At 64.1% G+C, this 16,862-nt stretch carries 15 protein-coding genes and 2 pseudogenes; 6 read left to right on the forward strand and 11 right to left on the reverse strand.

Going from position 1 to position 16,862, the window contains the following annotated elements; all coding sequences use genetic code 11:
* Nucleotides 1-30 precede the first annotated feature (30 nt).
* Nucleotides 31-1,185, forward strand: a pseudogene (locus tag BZL41_RS29335) (FIST signal transduction protein); the annotation flags it as partial.
* 486 nt (nt 1,186-1,671) lie between these two features.
* Nucleotides 1,672-2,049: pseudogene (locus tag BZL41_RS29340) on the forward strand (methyl-accepting chemotaxis protein); the annotation flags it as partial.
* A gap of 41 nt (nt 2,050-2,090) precedes the next feature.
* On the opposite strand, the gene BZL41_RS04010 reads toward BZL41_RS29340, so the two are convergent.
* The 6 genes from BZL41_RS04010 to BZL41_RS04035 all read right to left on the reverse strand — a co-directional run bounded on the left by BZL41_RS04010 (nt 2,091) and on the right by BZL41_RS04035 (nt 6,647).
* On the reverse strand, nt 2,091-2,531 hold the full coding sequence (locus tag BZL41_RS04010) for a roadblock/LC7 domain-containing protein (protein ID WP_095598100.1): 441 nt from the start codon (nt 2,529-2,531) through the stop codon (nt 2,091-2,093).
* Nucleotides 2,524-3,066, reverse strand: coding sequence for an ATP/GTP-binding protein (locus tag BZL41_RS04015; RefSeq protein ID WP_168190939.1), 543 nt, complete (start codon nt 3,064-3,066; stop codon nt 2,524-2,526). Before BZL41_RS04015 ends, BZL41_RS04010 begins: the two co-directional genes overlap by 8 nt.
* On the reverse strand, nt 3,066-3,686 hold the full coding sequence (locus BZL41_RS28350; protein WP_168190940.1) for a hypothetical protein: 621 nt from the start codon (nt 3,684-3,686) through the stop codon (nt 3,066-3,068). The genes BZL41_RS04015 and BZL41_RS28350 overlap by 1 nt, the downstream gene beginning before the upstream one ends.
* Before the next feature lie 65 nt (nt 3,687-3,751).
* Nucleotides 3,752-4,156, reverse strand: a complete 405-nt coding sequence (locus BZL41_RS04025; protein WP_095598103.1) for a hypothetical protein — start codon at nt 4,154-4,156, stop codon at nt 3,752-3,754.
* 11 nt (nt 4,157-4,167) lie between these two features.
* Entirely contained in the window at nt 4,168-5,205 is a 1,038-nt protein-coding gene (locus BZL41_RS04030) for a protein-tyrosine phosphatase family protein (protein WP_095598104.1), read from the reverse strand.
* Nucleotides 5,206-5,750: 545 nt separating this feature from the next.
* Nucleotides 5,751-6,647: a LysR family transcriptional regulator gene (locus BZL41_RS04035; protein WP_095598105.1), complete on the reverse strand. Its 897-nt coding sequence runs from the start codon at nt 6,645-6,647 to the stop codon at nt 5,751-5,753.
* Nucleotides 6,648-6,750: 103 nt separating this feature from the next.
* Between BZL41_RS04035 and BZL41_RS04040 the strand changes: the two genes are divergently transcribed.
* Nucleotides 6,751-7,740 carry a zinc-dependent alcohol dehydrogenase family protein gene (locus tag BZL41_RS04040; protein ID WP_095598106.1) on the forward strand — a complete coding sequence of 330 codons (990 nt, stop codon included), beginning with the start codon at nt 6,751-6,753 and terminating at the stop codon, nt 7,738-7,740.
* 145 nt (nt 7,741-7,885) lie between these two features.
* Nucleotides 7,886-8,374, forward strand: a complete 489-nt coding sequence (locus BZL41_RS04045; protein ID WP_371916479.1) for a carboxymuconolactone decarboxylase family protein — start codon at nt 7,886-7,888, stop codon at nt 8,372-8,374.
* Between the two features lie 9 nt (nt 8,375-8,383).
* On the opposite strand, the gene BZL41_RS04050 is transcribed toward BZL41_RS04045, so the two are convergent.
* Nucleotides 8,384-9,811, reverse strand: a complete 1,428-nt coding sequence (locus BZL41_RS04050) for a PLP-dependent aminotransferase family protein (RefSeq protein ID WP_095598108.1) — start codon at nt 9,809-9,811, stop codon at nt 8,384-8,386.
* A 64-nt stretch (nt 9,812-9,875) separates the two neighbouring features.
* Between BZL41_RS04050 and BZL41_RS04055 the strand changes: the two genes are divergently transcribed.
* Both BZL41_RS04055 and BZL41_RS04060 read left to right on the forward strand, forming a co-directional pair.
* A complete protein-coding gene (locus BZL41_RS04055) occupies nt 9,876-10,358 on the forward strand; it encodes a GNAT family N-acetyltransferase (RefSeq protein WP_095598109.1) in 483 nt (160 codons plus the stop codon).
* A 23-nt stretch (nt 10,359-10,381) separates the two neighbouring features.
* Nucleotides 10,382-11,023, forward strand: coding sequence for an FMN-dependent NADH-azoreductase (locus BZL41_RS04060; RefSeq protein WP_095598110.1), 642 nt, complete (start codon nt 10,382-10,384; stop codon nt 11,021-11,023).
* A gap of 70 nt (nt 11,024-11,093) precedes the next feature.
* Here the strand turns inward: BZL41_RS04060 and BZL41_RS04065 are convergent, their stop codons facing one another.
* The 4 genes from BZL41_RS04065 to BZL41_RS04080 all read right to left on the reverse strand — a co-directional run bounded on the left by BZL41_RS04065 (nt 11,094) and on the right by BZL41_RS04080 (nt 16,630).
* Nucleotides 11,094-12,401 carry a HipA domain-containing protein gene (locus BZL41_RS04065; RefSeq protein WP_095598111.1) on the reverse strand — a complete coding sequence of 436 codons (1,308 nt, stop codon included), beginning with the start codon at nt 12,399-12,401 and terminating at the stop codon, nt 11,094-11,096.
* Entirely contained in the window at nt 12,398-12,712 is a 315-nt protein-coding gene (locus BZL41_RS04070; RefSeq protein ID WP_095598112.1) for a helix-turn-helix domain-containing protein, read from the reverse strand. Before BZL41_RS04070 ends, BZL41_RS04065 begins: the two co-directional genes overlap by 4 nt.
* A gap of 560 nt (nt 12,713-13,272) precedes the next feature.
* Nucleotides 13,273-14,484 carry an aldose 1-epimerase family protein gene (locus tag BZL41_RS04075; protein WP_095598113.1) on the reverse strand — a complete coding sequence of 404 codons (1,212 nt, stop codon included), beginning with the start codon at nt 14,482-14,484 and terminating at the stop codon, nt 13,273-13,275.
* 211 nt (nt 14,485-14,695) lie between these two features.
* Complete coding sequence (locus BZL41_RS04080) at nt 14,696-16,630, reverse strand: ATP-dependent DNA helicase RecQ (RefSeq protein ID WP_095598114.1); 1,935 nt, start codon at nt 16,628-16,630, stop codon at nt 14,696-14,698.
* Between the last annotated feature and the right edge of the window lie 232 nt (nt 16,631-16,862).

Here is a 16,862-nt window from a genome sequence, read left to right on the forward strand (position 1 = left end):
CGATTGATGACGTACCGAGACCACGACACCATGATTTCCCTGCCCCGCTTCCTGTCCGCACGCAAGCAATCCGACGGCGTACTCGGCATTCTCTGCAGTTCGCGCCAGTTGCCGGAAAAACTCGCCGAGGCGCGCATCAAGCCGACCTATGTCTGCGGTTTCGTCTCGCCGCACATCAGCCTCGACGACGTGGCACGCCAGATCGGCCAACGCTTCCCCGGCGCGGTGGTCAGCCTTTGCACCACCGCCGGCGAACTGTGCAGCCAGAACGACCGGCTTTACTGCGGCACCGGCAACCAGTGGGACCGCATTGCGTTGCAGCTCTTCGATGCCAGCGTCATCGCCGCAGCGGAAATCGTCCACGTTCCCCTGGAGAGCCAGGACATCCGCGGCCAGGGCAAGCGCCTGACGATGGGCGAACGTATCGCCCGGCTGACCGAGTCGATCAAGCGGCTCAACGTATCGATGGCCATCGACTACCGCGATACCTTGGCCAACATCCTCTTCGACGGGCTTTCGGCCTCGGAATCCTTCTTCATGGAAGCGCTGTACGAATCCGGGCGCTTCCCCTGCCTGTTCGTCGGCGGCTCCGCCGGCGGCAAGGGCGACTTTCGCCAGACCCAACTTCATGACGGCAAGCGCAGCTACGAAAACCACGCGTTGATCGTCTTCCTCAAATGCGCGCGGAACATCCGCTTCGGCGTGTTCAAGAGCCAGAACTTCGAGCCCACGCCGTTCAGCCTCAACGTCCTCAGCGCCTCCCTGGAAGAGCGCTACATCAGCCAGGTGGTGGACAACCGCGGCAACATCCGCTCGATGGTCGCCGCCCTCTGCGATACCTTCAAATGCGCACCGGAACAATTGGAAGCGCGACTGGCCGACTACTCCTTCGCCATTCGCGTCGGCGAGGAAGTATTCGTCCGCTCCATCGCCCGCATCGACTATGCCCAGGAACGCGTCCACCTGTTCTGCGACGTCGCCCCGGGCGAAGAACTCATCATGGTCAAGCGCACCCCGCTGGCCGAATCCACTCGCCGCGACTTCGAGCGCTTCATGCGCAACAAGCCGGGCACGCCGCTGGTGGGCATCCTCAACGACTGCATTCTGCGCCGCCTGAACAACGAGCAGGCCCTTGCCGGGATGAACGACGTATTCAAGGGTGCGCCGGTAATCGGTTTCTCCACCTACGGCGAGATTCTCGGGCTCAACCTGAACCAGACGCTGACCGCCGTATTCTTCTTCCGCACCGACGATCCGGAAAACTTCCACGACGAATACACCGACAACTTCATCGGCTACCACAGCGAATTCAAGGCGTTCTTCCTGCGTCGGCAGATCAAGAAACTCGCCGGGCTGAGCCAGGTAGTGGTCAAGCAGATCGAGCAGTTCAAGCGCCAGGACTACGCCACCAGCCTCGACATCAACGGCCTCGACGAGCACATCCGCCCGGTGTTCCAGGGCCTCGGCGACCTCGGCCACATCCTGCTCGACGCCCAGCGCCAGCGGGAAAGCATCGCCGAGCAACTGCGCCAGTGCTCCACCGACCTGCACGGTTCGGTGGACGACCTCACCGACACCATCCACCGCCAGGCCGGCGTCATCGACCAGGCCGGCGGCGCCGTGACCCAACTGGTGAACAAGGCCGACGACGTGGTCGGCAGCGCCCGCGAACTGGCGCAGAACAGCCAGCGCATCCAGTCGGTGGTGCAGATCATTCAGCAAATCGCCCAGCAGACCAATCTGCTCGCCCTCAATGCCGCCATCGAGGCCGCGCGCGCCGGCGAACAGGGCCGCGGCTTCGCCGTGGTCGCCGACGAGGTGCGCCAGCTTGCCGCCAAGACCGGGCAGAATGCCGAGGAAATCAGCCACGACGTCGACCAGCTCGCCACCGCCATCCGCCAGGTCGCCCAGCACATCGAGACCCAGTCCGGCGAGGTCGGCGCCCTCACCCAGCTGCTCGACGAACTGAAAAGCTCCAGCGGTGTGACGGCCGATACGTCCGAGCGAACCAAGGACGTGGCGAATCGGCTGGTGGATTTGACACGCTAAGGCCGCTGGGCGGGATAGATGCCATCTCGCCCGGCGCCCTCCTACGGCTGTCCGTCCTGGGTCGAACCGAAGCTCGCCGCCACCCTCGTCACGCAGGATTTGGTATGGGCCAGCAACAGGCCAAGGTTGACCTCTTCGGTGGTGTGCACGGCCAGAAGCATCAGGTTATTCGCCGCCGGCACCTGGACGATGATGATCTTTCCCTTCTTGCCTTGCAGCAGGGTCATTTCGCCGGAATCGCTGTCGATTTCCCGCAGCATGGTGCCGGACAGCGCCGCCATCGAGCTGGCCATGGCGGCGAGCTTGCCGGCGTTCTGCAGGTCCTTGCCGCGGAACAGGTAAGGATGCCCGTCCCGATACGCCAGCAAGGCCAGCGAGATACCGTCTACGTTACGTGCCACCAGTTCGTCCAACGCCCTTTCGCATTGCCGGCGGTCCGGTGTCGGCAGCATGACGGGAGCGTGTTTTTGCCTGTCAGACATCGCTGTACTCCGCGCACAGGAAAACCAAGTCGAATATCAGCGCCATGTCTTCGCGGCGACGGGCGTCCACGACGATCACCGGCCCGACCAGGCCATGCCGGCGCAGCGTCTCCGCCACCTGCTCGCGCAGGGCATCGACATTGCCCTGTACCTTGTTGATCGCCGCGACGAAAGGTGTTTCCCCGATCCGCCCGGCATAAGTCCGCAGGGTTTCCTCCAGGCCCTCCAGCGGCGCGGCGGACGATGCGTCGATCAGTATCACGACGCCGGCCAGATTCTCCGCCACCGTATCGAACATGAAGGTGAACCGGGATTGGCCGGGCAAGCCGTAGAGCAGCAGGCGCTCGTCGTCGCCCAACGACATCTCGCCGTAGTCCATCGCCACCGTCGTGGTTTCCTTGATCGCCGCGAGCCCGTCGGTGCAGGCCACGTCGGTGGAAATCACGGAGATGTCGCTGACCGCACCGATACAGGTGCTCTTGCCCGAGCCGGGCGCACCGACGAATACAAGCTTGTAGGTTTTTTTTCGGTCCATCACCGTCGGCCCAGTAAGTTGGCAACGCGTGCCCCGATACGCCGCCAGAAGCCCGGCCGACGCCCCTCTTTCACGCTGTCCAGGGTCTCGATATCGACCCGGACGCTCACGACCTTGCGCTCCTGCAGGATATCTAGACAGGCCATGACCTCGGCCTCCGGCAAATCGCAGCGTTGCGCGATCTGCGCTGCCGACAGGCAATTCGTGCGAATGGCCGCCAGGATGCGCCACCATTCTTTCGGCCATTCGCGGAATTCCGCCGGCCACTCGGCCAGCGCGAAACGGTGTACCTCGCTTTCCAGCTCCCGCCGGGATGGCCGGGAACGATCGAAGGCACGCCGCTCGCCCTCCTGCAACAACGCCAGCACCTCATAGCCCCGAAAAGGCCGATGGAGCGTGCCCGCCACATGGAGGCGGGGGTGGCGGGCACAGCCGACGGCATGGATGCCCTTGCCCACCAGCGCCTCGAGCAGAGGGCCACCTGCCGAGTCGTCGAGATTCACCACGACGACGTCGGAAACCGAGGAAGGGTCCGTATCCACCCGCCATTCGCGATCCAGGTATTTCCGGATCAAGGGCAGGATGGATAACAGGGCCTTGAGCTGATCCTCGTCGAACAACAGACATGTAACTGACAATTCCGACATATCTCTCGACCGGATGGCCTCTGTCTCGTTTCGCGCGGTCAGACGGAAGCGTCGATCGCAGCCATGGCGGCGCGCGAACGTACGATCACCATGCCGATGTTGGCCGACGCGCGGGTCACAAACACCGCCACATGGTTCTCGTCCTTCTTCGAACGCAGGAACACGTGCAGCAGGTTGGTGCTGAACACGATGATTTCCTGGAAGTAATGGGACTTGCGGTCGGTGATGCCGCGGCTGCGGTCGAACAGCTTCTCGATCTCCACGACATTGCGGCCCTGGAACAGGTCGCTGGTGGCGGCGGCGACCAGATCGAGTACCTCGCCGGGATGGGAATCGACGGTCTTCACGCCCAGCAGCATGCCGGTGGACATATCCACGAAACCGCTGGCGACGCACTCGGGAATGCTGGTTTGCGCCTGGGTAAGTGCTTGATCTAGGGACATCTTCATTTCTCCTATGAATGGCTCGACACGGCCGAGAGGTGCCCATCGCTGAGGCGATCGGCGAATTGGTGCAAAAAATGCGTCTGTGTCTGGCTCTGGATGGCATAGGCCTGCGTGCCGCGCACCCGGGCAATGGCGGAGGCGACTGGCTCGCCATACCAGAGCAATACCGTCGCGATGGCGGTACCCGTCCGGCCCAGGCCTCCGCGGCAGTGGAAGGCGATGCCTTCGTTGCGGGCGACCGCCTCCTCGGCCAGGCGGCAGAACGCCAATGCCTGGTCGAAGTCAGGCGCATCCATGTCGGATATGTGGAAATGGTGGTGAACGATGCCGAAGGACGAGCAACTCCGCGCGAGGGCGGGCACTTCCTCCTCCAGCGTCACCAGATGGCGGACACCGGCGTCCGCCAGTTGACGGAACTGCCGCTCGGCCGGCGCCACCAGCCCGGGACGGCTCATACCGCACAGCACGCCCGGCACGACCCACCAGATGCCATCGACGGATTGCTCGCGGCTGCGCGAGCCGAAACCGGCCAGGTGGCCGGTCTCCACATAATGCCTGCCCGCCTCCGTACGCGGTTGCGCGAACAGGCGATCGGAACGGCCGGCTTCCACCACCGCGCCGGCATCGAATATCGCACTCATGCCGCCCAGGGCCAGGCAATCGCGCCGGTCATGCGTCGCCATCAGCACGAAGGACCGCTCCGACAACGGCTTCAACCAGGCCCTCGCCTGGAGGGCGTCGTCTTCGGTCATGCCAGCGGTCGGTTCGTCGAGCACATACAGCGAGCGCGGGACGTCGACGAATGTGCGCAGCGCCCGCAGCCTGCTCGCACTCCAGGCCCGTCGCTCCGCGTCGCCGTGCGGCCTGCGCACACCAGCCTCGATGCCCGTATGTTGTCGATACCAGCCGACACCCCGCGGGGCGGTATGGCAGGGCAAGCCATCCAGCAAGGCCGCTCCGCTCACCGACATGCCAGCGTCGAGCTCGCCGACGACGGCCTGCAACAAGGAGGATTTGCCCGCGCCGCCGGGCCCGATCAGCGTCAACGCCCCGGGGCTCGTTACCGACAGATACAGACTGCGAACGACAGGCTTGCCCGACCTGGCGACGCTGAGCTTCCGAACTTCAAACACGCACAGCACCTAGTGGCCGGATCCAAGGGATCGTTCGCAAGAACGAGTTCCGTTAGCGACAGGCTCTTATGGAATTAGGAGGAGTTCGGAATTTTTACCGTCTCGATCAGAACCCGTACAAGTGGACAATTAACGGGATGTGAGGGACCTTTCGCCGTAGTTGGCAAACTTATCGAGACATGGAATACAAATAAACAGAGAGGTAAGTCACGCTTTTTCACAATCAACACGCGAAAAGGCCCGTCCTCAGGCCTCCCATGCCATTCATCACATCATTGCGGTCAAAGCATCCGCCAGCGCCTCGACGGCGAGCGAACCCGACGCGGCAAATGGGGTGTCTGTAATCCATAGATCGTCGAAACGAAGGAGATTGTCAGACGTGATCCAGCGAGACGAACCACACGCTCTCGCTGGAAAAGCGCGTAAAGCCGTCAGCAAGCCGCCGCCGCTACCATTCATCACATCATTGCAGGCAAAGCGTCCGTCAGCGCCTCGACGGCGAGGCGAACCCGACGCGGTAAATGGGGGGCCTGTAACCACAGGGCATGGGCATCGTAGAGAAACGCCGGATGCTCCGGCAGCAACTGCACGAGCGCACCGGAGGCGATGCGCTCACGAACCAGCCAGGAAGGTAGCCAGGCAAGCCCCATCCCCAGTATGGCGGCCTCGGCAACCGCATCCAGATCGTCAAAACGAAGGCGATTGGCAGGTGTGATTTCCAGCGGCGGCTGGTCTTCCTGTGGAAACAGCCAAGGGCGGATGCGCCCGGATCGCCGATAAATAACGGCTTGGTGCCCCGCCAGCTCCTCCACCCGCTGCGGCCGGCCGTGCTGCTCGAGATAAGCGGGCGCCGCACACACCAGCATGCGCTGACGCGCCACGCGGCGGGCGACCAGACCGGGCTTTTCCTCTGGATCGCCGGTGCGAATGGCGAGGTCGTAGCCGTCCTCGGCCAGATCGGAGAAGCGGTCGCTGAAAGACAGGTCCAGCTCCAGCGCCGGGTACTGCTGCGCCAGCTTCAGCAACACAGGCGCCACGCAGCGACGACCGAAGTGCACGGGCATGGTGACGCGCAACCGGCCGCGCGGCTCGGCCAGTTGGTCGGCCACCAGCGCATCCGCTGCTTCCGCCTCGGCCAACACCACCCGGCAGCGTTCGTAATAGGCACGACCGAAATCCGTGAGGCTCTGGCGGCGAGTGGTCCGGGTCAGGAGGCGTACGCCCAGGCGTTCCTCAAGAAAACGCACATGCTTGCCCACCATGGGCCCGGACAACTCAAGCGCCTCGGCAGCCGCGGTGAACGAACCAAGATCCACGGCCTTGACGAACACTGCCATGCTGGTGAGGCGATCCATATTGGAAACTCCTGGTTTCGACTGTTCTGGCTGGACGGCGATTTATCCGCCGATACGGCATCGCCATAGTTTATTCGGTCCTTTCAATTTGGAGTCGAACACCATGGCACGCGTCGTCCGCTTTCACCAACTCGGCGGTCCCGAGGTTCTGCGCATCGAGCATGTCGACGTACCGGAGCCCGGCCAGGGCGAAGTCCGGATTCGCGTCAAGGCATTGGGCCTGAACCGGGCCGAAGCGCTGCTACGCGCTGGGACCTACATCGAAACGCCAACCTTTCCGTCGAGCCTCGGCCTCGAAGCGGCGGGCCTCATCGAAGCGGTCGGCCCCGGTGTGCAAGGGCTCGTGCCGGGCGACGCGGTCAGCCTGGTGCCGCCGCAATCGATGGTCCGCTGGCCCACCTATGGCGAGCGCATCAACATGCCCGCCGAACTGGTGGTCAAGCACCCGGCGGCACTCGACTGGGACACGGCCGCCGCCACCTGGATGCCCTACCTGACCGCGTATGGCGCCCTGATCGACCTCGCCGGGCTCCGCCGGGGCGACTTCGTGGTGGTGACAGCAGCCTCCAGCAGCGTCGGCGTGGCGGCGATCCAGATCGCTAACCGGGTGGGGGCGATACCGATAGCGGTGACGCGGACCTCCGCCAAGAAACAGGCCCTGCTCGAACAAGGCGCAGCGCATGTGGTGGCGTCGGGCGAAGAGGACCTGGCCGCTCGGCTGGCGGAAATCAGCGGCACCCAGGGCGTGCGGGTCGTACTCGACCCGATCGGCGGCCCGATTGTCGAACCCCTGACCGCAGCCATGGCAGAGGGTGGCATCTTCATCGAATATGGCGGCCTGAGCCCCGAGCCCACGCCCTTCCCCTTGTTCGCCGTGCTGAGCAAGCGGCTGACCCTGCGCGGCTACCTCGTCCATGAGATCACCGGCGACCCGGTCCGCCTGGACGCCGCCAAGCGCTTCATCCTCGAAGGGTTGGAGTCCGGCGCGCTACGGCCGGTGATCGCCAGGACCTTCGCCTTCGACCAGATCGTCGAGGCGCATCGCTACCTGGAGTCCAACGAGCAGTTCGGCAAGATCGTGGTGAGAGTCTGATTGGATTGCCCCGATCATGGCCCAGTCCGAAACACCAATCTTGGCACTGGGTCACCGGGCCAAGGCTGCGTAGATTTCGCTTCACCGGCCACGGTTGTTCTGCAAGCGCAGACGGACGTCGGTATCCCTTCCCTCTTATCAGTGAATGACGACCATGAGCCAGCGCATCGATTACTTCAAGACTTCCAGCCAAGCCGCCAACAAACTCGTCGAACTCAACATGCTCCTGACCGAAAAGCCGTTCCTCAACGAGGTCGGCCACCTGGTCACGCTGCGTGCTTCGCAGTTGAACGGCTGCGCCTTCTGCGTGGACATGCACGTGAAGGAGGCCAAGATCCGCGGCGAGCGCGAACTGCGCTTGCACCATGTCGCGGTGTGGCGCGAATCGCCGCTGTTCTCGCCACGCGAGCGCGCCGTACTGGCGTGGACCGAGGCGTTGACCCAGTTGCCGCCGCATGGCGTCTCGGATGCGCTGTTCGACAGCGTGCGCGAACAGCTGTCGGAACAGGAACTGTCCGATCTGTCCTTCCTCATCGTCGCCATCAACGGCTGGAACCGCCTGAACGTGGCCTTCCAGGCGGTGCCGGGCACGCTCGACAAGCTGTACGGGCTGGACAAGGCCAACCTGAGCTGAGGCCGCGCGTCAGAGCGACTGCCGGATCAGCGCACCGAGCTGCTCGGCCTGGCTGGCCGTGGCGCAGTTGGTGAAGCTGACCAGCAGCCCCGCATCGCGGCGCGATGACGCCCACCAAGGCGACAGCGGCTGCCCGGCCACGCCATGCGCCAGCAGCCGCTCGGCCACCCGCAAGTCGCTGCCCTCACCGGGCAGACGCAGGAGCAGGTGCATGCCGCCCGGAGAAGGCTCCACCCGCGCACAGCCACCCAGCCCCCGCGCCAGGGCGGCGGCGGTGAGGGTCCGACGCTCGCTGTAGAGCCGGCGCATGCGCTGGATGTGGCGGGCGAAGTGGCCTTCGGCCATGAAGTCGGCGACGATGGCCTGGGTCATTGCCGGTGTCGTCGCGGCGAAGAGCATGCGCCCTACGCGTTCGAAGATGGCGACCTGGGCCTGCGGTACCACGAGATATGCCAGCCGGATACCAGGAAACAGCACCTTGCTGAAGGTGCCCGTGTACAGCACGCGGCCGTGACGGTCCAGGCTCGCCAGGGCGGGCAGCGGGCGGCTCACGTAGCGGTACTCGCCATCGTAATCGTCTTCCACCACCCAACTGCCGGATGCCGCCGCCCAATCTAGCAGCGCCTGCCTGCGGGGCAGCGAGAGCGTCATCGATAACGGGCTCTGGTGCGCCGGGGTGACGACCGCCACCCGCGCATCGCGGGCGAGCGCAACGCCGCGCGCCACGTCCAGCCCCTCCTCATCCACCGCGACCGGCACCGTCTGGAGTCCGAACTGCTTCAGGATCTGCCGTGCCGGCGGGTAGCCGGGATCTTCCACCCAGGCCCGCTCGCCCGGACGCAGCAAGGCATGGGCGACGAACTGCAGGCTGCTGCGCCAACCGGCGGTGACGAACACCTGATGCGCCCCACAGTCGATACCGCGCGCCACTTGCAGGTACGAGGCGATGGCGCTGCGCAGGGCGGGCAAGCCATGGGGCGGCGGATAGTCCAGGTCCGCCAGGCTCATGCCGCGCGCGTAGCGCGCGCCCAGCCGCGCCCAAGTCTTGCGCGGAAACGCATCCAGCGCCGGCACGCCCATCTGGAACGGCAGCAGGTGCGAGGGTCGCCAGAGCACATCCTGCTCGAAGGCGTGTGGCTGCGGTGTATCGATGCGAGGTGCGGCGGGCGGCAGGATGGGTTGCAGTTCCGGATTCACCACCGTGCCGGCCTGTCCGCGCGCCAGCAGGTAGCCTTCGCTGACTAGCAGCGAATAAGCCAGCTCCACCGTCCCGCGCGCCACGCCCAGGTCCTTGGCCAGCGCGCGCGCCGACGGCACGCGGTCGCCCGGCCCCAGGGTGCCTGCGGCGATGGTGCCTCGCACCCGTTCATAGAGTTGGCGATAGAGCGGCTCTTCTCCCTGCGGAGAAAGCGGTAGGAAGGCGTCTTGCATGGACATGGCCTAGTCGGAAAGTCGTTTCATGGCTCAATGCATTGTGGCATAGCCGGCCTACCATGCCGTCATGACTTACTTACACCACCAATCGCTCCCTAGCGTGCTCGACCTGGCCGACCCGGCGTTACGTCCACTCGACGGCCCCGGCGACCTGCGTGCCGCCTACCCGGTGATGCGCGAACTGCGTCCTCACTTGGCCAGCGAGGCCGACTTCCTCGCCCGCATCGAACGCATGCGATCGCAAGGCTATCGTCTCGTCGGTGCCTTCGATGGCACTGCGCTGGTGGCGCTGGCCGGCTACCGGTTGCAGGAGAACCTGGTGTATGGCGCCTTCCTTTACGTGGACGACCTCATCACCGCCGAGCCCCACCGTGGCGGCCATTGGGGTGCCCGCCTGCTGCGCGCACTCGACCGCGTGGCACGCGCCGAAGGCTGCGCCCGGTTGGTGCTGGACACCGGTCTCGCCAATGCGCGGGCCCAGCGCTTCTATTTCCGCGAGGGGCTCTACACCGGCGCGCTGCGCTTCCAGAAGCTGCTCGATAGCCACTGATCATCACTTCCGAGGACCACGCCATGCCCCTCCAGGACACCGCCCCCCTCCGCGTACTGCGCCTCATCTGCAGCCCACGCGGATCGGACTCCGAAAGCTACCGACTGTCGCAGCAGATTTTCGACAGGCTGGCGAACCAGGCCGGCGAACGCGGCCTCGAACTCACCGATCTTGACCTCAACGACCTGCCCCATGTCGACCATGACTACGCCGCCGCCCTCGCCTCGCCGGTCGAGCCGGAGCATACGCACCCCGGCAGCGCCCTGCACCGCTCCGATGTGCTGATCCGGCAACTCGACGCAGCCGACGTCCTGTTGATCGCCACCCCCATGCACAACTACACCGTACCCTCGGCGCTCAAAACCTGGATCGACCACATCGTGCGCATCCGTGTCACCTTCATCGGCACGCCCCAGGGCAAGCAGGGCATATTGCGCGACCGCCCCGTGCACGTCGCCATCGCCTCGGGCGGCCTGATCAGCGGCGAAAACGCCCGCCAACCCGACTTCCTGCGCCCCTACCTCACGGCCGCGCTGGGGACTGTGGGCCTGCACGACCTGCACTACTTCGCCGTCGAAGGCACGGCGCGGGGGGAGGCAGCCTTGGAAGCGGCACGGGAGCAGGCCAGGACAGCAGTCGAAGCGTTTTTTATGGCCGGGGCCTGACGGCTGTGACACGAAGCGTCACGGGCGACATTCCCACGCGGAGCGTGGGAACGATCAAGCTGCAGGATGCTCACGCTGAAAGCTGTTGGGCCATTTCGACGATCACGATATTCACGATCGCCCGTAGCAGTCTCATCTCGCCGGCAAGCATAGCCTGAATAGCGGGATCGCTCTTCCTGAGTAGCGCGTTCTCCTGCTCGACTTCCGTCAGAAGTACCTGGGCCTGATCGCGAACACCTGCCACCAGTTTGTCGATGGTCGTTCGGGCCGTTCCGGGCTTGATCCCCATGGCTTCGCCGGCGGCTACCAGCTCCGCAGCGCCTATCTGCTGCAGACGCTGTATACCCAGAATCGGCCAAGCCATTGCGGCCTGCTGCGGCCATCTATCCTGGCCGAACGCCCGCGTACCGTATACGGCCGTGCACAGCAGGTCATAGAAGGGCGCCAGCACCGCGGTTCTGCCCCCTATCAGAAAGCTGAGGTTCTTCAGATGAGCATCCTCATTGCCGACCAGCACGTTGAACACCAGCCATTGAAACAGTGATAACCGCGCTCTTGCCGGAGGCAGGCATTGACTGGCGATCTCCGCCAATCGCGCCATGCTTCCCTCGGCGTATTTGTAACTCCGATCGAGCCCGAGCAACTGACAGGCATCGATGCAATGCAAACGCACCCACCCCGCCGCGCCCTTGTGCCGATCGAAACGCTCGATCAAATAAACAGACTCAGGCACATAGCGCCGGTATACCGCTGGCACCGTCAGCCCAACCCTGCTGGCCAGCCTCATGACGAACCATTCGTTGATGACCGAGTGCGCCCAGGCCTCGTCCGGGTGGTCAGGCTTGAGAATATGGGTCGATGGGATATTTCCGGTGGGCTCCAGCAACTCTCGCCCGTCATAGACGATTGCGACCTTGTGCTGGGCGCCAGCCAGAGACATGCGCTTAGCGGAACGCTCCACGAGAGGAACCCGAGGCATCTCCCGGATGCGGCGGGAAAGCTCTTCGCCAGGCAGCGGCAGCAGACTTCCTTCCGCGGGCTGCGCTTCTCCGGAAGGAAGGAGTGTGATCGAACCGGCGGACTCGGCACCGAAATGGGCCAGCAACCCAAAGGCATCCGCATCGGACACCCTGGCTACCCTGGCCATGAGCACGCGCAGCCCCTCCTCGGGCAGCAGATTGTCGAAGTACCACTGCACAGGGCGATAGGTGGCGCCATCGACGTGCTCCTCGGCCTGCAACGGTAAGCCGGGACACAAGGGATAGGCGGCCGGATCGCCCAGCCATGCCTGGCTGTAGCCGAAGGTCCACAAGCCATTCCGCTCCCTGAGCACACCGATCAAGGTGTGGTTGATCCAGACATTCAATGCCCGCGTCATGGCTCCACCTCATTCCGTCCGAGCGATGCCGCATGACCAGGCACGACCTTGCCCTGGCGGAACTTCAGGTTCTTCTCGACATCGGCGGCGAACTGATCCGGCACCTCCACGGATACGGCGAGCCCCAACTCTTGCATCACTTGGAAAAGCTTGCCCCACTGAACCGTCTCACCACCGCGCTCGACTTTACCGAGAAAGTTCTCGCTCACCCCGATGCTGCCGGCCGCATCGTCCTGGCGCATTCCCATGGCTTTACGGCTGGCACGGATGACCCTACCGAGCGTTTCGGGGGAATCGATGATCAGCTTCATAGCGGAATCCTCATGAGCGTGAGGAAAAATAGAAAACGCAGCTTTTTTCCCTGGAATCCTCATGCTTGTAAGGATTCCAAAAGGCAGACGCTACTCTAACAAAGAATCCTCACAACCATGCGGATTTTATGGCTATAAGAAAAACACAGAAATCGAGCGGCGTGGCGGCATTCCCACGCGGAGCGTGGGAACGATCAAAGCCCGCACGGTTCCCCTTATCGCAGCAACCTACCCCACAACCGCCGCCCCATCAGCGCCGCTTTGCCACCCGTACGCCCAAACCACGGCAGGCTGTTCAGCGGCACCCGGAGTTCTCCCTGCCACTCCAGTACGTTGACCTGCTGCGATGCCCAGTGCATCTGGGTGCGGCGCGGGTTGTGCGGTGTGGTGGCCTGGCTGTCGCCGGGGGATGGGGATGGCTTCGTGGGTGAGCCAACGGCGCAGGGCGCGGTCCGGACGGGCGTAGCGGTGGAGAACGCGATAGAGTCCGGATTCGCTGATGATCTGGACGTCCTCTTCGTTGCCGCTGGGATAGGCGAAGCGGACGGTGCGGATCCCGGTCACTCCTTGCTCAGATCGACCAACGGCGTCTCGCGGACTTCGGTCTTGCGACCGGCCTGGAGGCTGTCGACCTGCTTCACGGCCTTGTCCACGGCGGCTTTGTCGGCGAGGAGTTGGAAACGCACATCGAAGTGGCGCTGTTCCTTCGGGCCGATGGACGGGACTAGGCCGAGCGGGCGCTGGTAGCGGCGGTTGTAGGAAAAGCTGGTGCCAGGCTCGAGACCGGTGACGTAACCCTGGCCCTGGGTGTCGGTGTTTTTCCACAGGGAGAAAACCGGCAATTGCCGGGTATTGAAGCCCACCGCGATGCCCCGGTCGCCAGCCTTGTTATGGAGGATGGCAAGGGTGTCGCCGCGTTCATCGGCATAAGGCACGACGTTGTAGACGGTCTCGTCGTAGTCCGGGGTCGGCGCGCGGTAGGTCTGCCAAGTGGCGAGGTCGCCCTTGGCCTTGTCGTTGAAGGGCGAGACCTGCTTCACCGGCGCGACGAAGCGGGCGCCCTCTTCCAACAGGGGAGTGCCGAAGTTGTTGTGGTACAGCGCTTGGTATTCCTTGGGATAGTCGCCGTTGTTGGTCAGGGTGTCGTGCAGACTGAAGGCCGTGGCGCCGGGCTCGATGGCCAGTTCGGTGTAGATACTGAAGTCCACTTTCTTGAAGGCCTTTTCCTGCAATTCGCCGCGCAGGCGGATGCGGTACGGCGGCTTCTCGTCGATTTCCAGCACCACGCGTGAGGCCGGGATGTTGGCGGCACGGCCGTGGAGGGTGAGCAGTTCACCGTTGTCCATGCCGGGGTGGCCGACCCATTCGTAGCCGCAGCGGGTGACCAGTTCGTTGAAGCCTTCCAGCCAGCCCAGGCCGCCACGTCCGTTGAGTTCGATGAAGGCCGGGTTGACCACTTCGTCCACCGGAGAATCCCAGCCCAGGCGCACGTCGCCGGCCTGGGCGCGGAGGACGTTCATGCCGCGGGTCGGAATGACGGTGAGGGTCATGGCGCCATTATCGATGTCGATCAGGCTGACGCCTTCCTGCCTTCCGCCATGCAGGGTGCGCAGGCTGATGCTGAATGGCCGGTCGGCTTTGATGCCGAGCTCTTCGCTGGTGACGCGCCAGTTCTGCGCCGGCGTATCGGCGTCGATGAGGACACGTTCCCAGGCCATGGCAGGCAGGGAAAAGCAGGCGGCGATGCCGACGAGCAGGTGGGAGCGATGCATGGTGAGGTCCTTTGTTGTTGTTCGAGGTGGGTAAAACTTAGCTGAATCGATTCAGCTTGCAAACCCAAAGCGGCGAATTCCGCGACAACCACTCGGCCTTTTTCGTAGCAGCCAGCTCTGCTGGCGAAGGGAACCGCCGAGAAGCTTCGCCAGCAGAGCTGGCTCCTACAAACCGAATCTCCGCACATGCAGGCGCCTCCCGTCTCTACGATCAGGCTCCCGACCGCGTCTCCAGCCAGGTACGCACCGCGGCGTAGGGGTAGTCTTCCAGGGAGGCGAAGCCGGCGATGCCCTTGGCTTTCAGCTTGGTGAACAGCGGCATGCCGATACCGCAGAGGAAGCGGGTCAGGCACTCGGCACTGGGGTGGCCCGTTTTCAACGCTTGATAGCGCTGGATGAATTCGCCGCAGAGAGCGTTCACGTCCAGCCCTTCCAGCGACGGCAAGGCGGGTGGCTCGGGCAACCGGGCGACGTGGCCGTGGCACACCGAGCAGTGCCCGCAGCGCATCGGGGCGTCGTGGTCGCCAAAGTAATCGGCCAGGCGATGGCTGAGGCAGCGGTCGCTGGCAAACAACGCGAGCATCGCATGAATGCGGTCGATTTCGCTGGTTTCGTGCTGCTTGAAGTAGCCATGCAGCTCGCCGCTCAGGGCCTCGGCGTCGAAGTCGCGCCGGAGCACGCTGTAGACCTCGGTCATCTGCTTGCTTTCCAGTTCGATCCAGCCTTTTTCCTGGAACCAGTCCAGCGCCTTGACCACCCGGCTGCGCTCGGCACGGTGGTGCCGATAGAGGGCATCGAAATCCACGGTGCACCAGGTGCGGGCGCGGGCCGAGGTCTGCACGATGGCCTCGACGAACTGGCGCCGCTCACCATCGAAATGGTCGACCAGAGCCTCCGGCTCGATGAGGTATTTGAAGCGATACTCGGCGAAATAGGCGTAGCGCGGGGCGATGAGGCCGCGCAGTTCCAGTTGCACCAGCAGGGTCTTCAACGGCAGTTGGCGGATGTTGCTCTGCTCGGAGAGCGTGTTGAGCATCAGCTCCCATTGCCCGTCGGGTGCGGCCAGCAATTCGTCGAGCACGCAGCGGATGCCGTCGCGTTCGGGCGTATCGCCGTAGACGAAGTTTTCCAGCACGTTAAGACTGTCGCGGTTGGCGAGCACCAGACAGTCGGACGGCTGCCCGTCGCGACCGGCGCGGCCGATTTCCTGGCTGTAGTTCTCGATGGATTTCGGCAGGTCGTAGTGCACCACGTTGCGGATGTCCGACTTGTCGATGCCCATGCCGAAGGCGATGGTGGCAACGATGCCGTTCAGACGTCCTTCCATGAACTGGCGCTGGATCGCCTCGCGTTTCTCGTGGGGCATGCCGGCGTGGTAAGCGCTGACGGCGATGCCGTGCCGGCTCAGGTGCTCGGCCACCTGTTCGGCGGTTTTCTGCTGGGTGACATAGACGATGCTCGGCTGACCCGAGCGGCTGGACAGCCAGTCGACCAGCCGGCGCAGCTTGTCGCGGCCGCTCACCGGCTCGACCAGCAGATTGAGGTTGGGCCGGTAGAACCCCGTGGTAACGACGTCTTCGGCGGCGATGGCGAACTTCGCCCGCATGTCGGCGATCACCGGCGGCGTCGCGGTGGCGGTGAGCAGCAGCACTTGCGGGATGCCGAACTGCCGTTGGTAGTCAGGCAGCTTGAGATAGTCCGGGCGGAAGTTGTGGCCCCATTCGGAGATGCAATGGGCTTCATCCACCACCAGCAGGGATATCGGTACCTGGGCGATGAAGTGGCGGAAGCGTTCGTTCTTCAGGCGCTCCACCGAGATCATGAGGATCTTCAGCTCGCCGGCCTTGGCCTTGCTCATCACCTCGCTGACCTGCTCGCGGCTCTGCGCGGAGTCGATGCTGGCGGCGGCGATGCCGTGCCGGTGGAGGAAGGCCAGTTGATCCTGCATCAAGGCCAGCAGCGGCGAAACCACCAGGGTGAGGTGCGGCAGGTGCAGGGCCGGCAGTTGGTAGCACAGCGATTTGCCGGAACCGGTGGGAAAGATCGCCGCCGCCGACCGGCCGGCGACCACGGTTTCGACGACCGCTTCCTGGCCAGGGCGGAACGCGGCATAGCCGAATATGCGTTGAAGGCTTTGCTTGAGCATGGTGTCACTCCTTTGACCGCTCGCGAGGGGGTTAGATCTTAACGCAGCGGTCGTGGGCGAATCCGTGAGCCGATCCTGCTACCCCACCGGACGGAGTTGGCGATTCTGCCAGTCACGAACGTCTCGCTTGTAGGGGGCGAATTCATTGGCTATGTCTGCGTTAAGTGTTGCTAGCTCCTAAACTTACTGTACGGCGTCCCCTTTCTGGAGGTCTGTCATGCGTGCAACAGAG

Origin of the sequence: Pseudomonas sp. PIC25 (genome assembly GCF_002286785.1) — a bacterium.
GTDB lineage: Bacteria > Pseudomonadota > Gammaproteobacteria > Pseudomonadales > Pseudomonadaceae > Pseudomonas_M.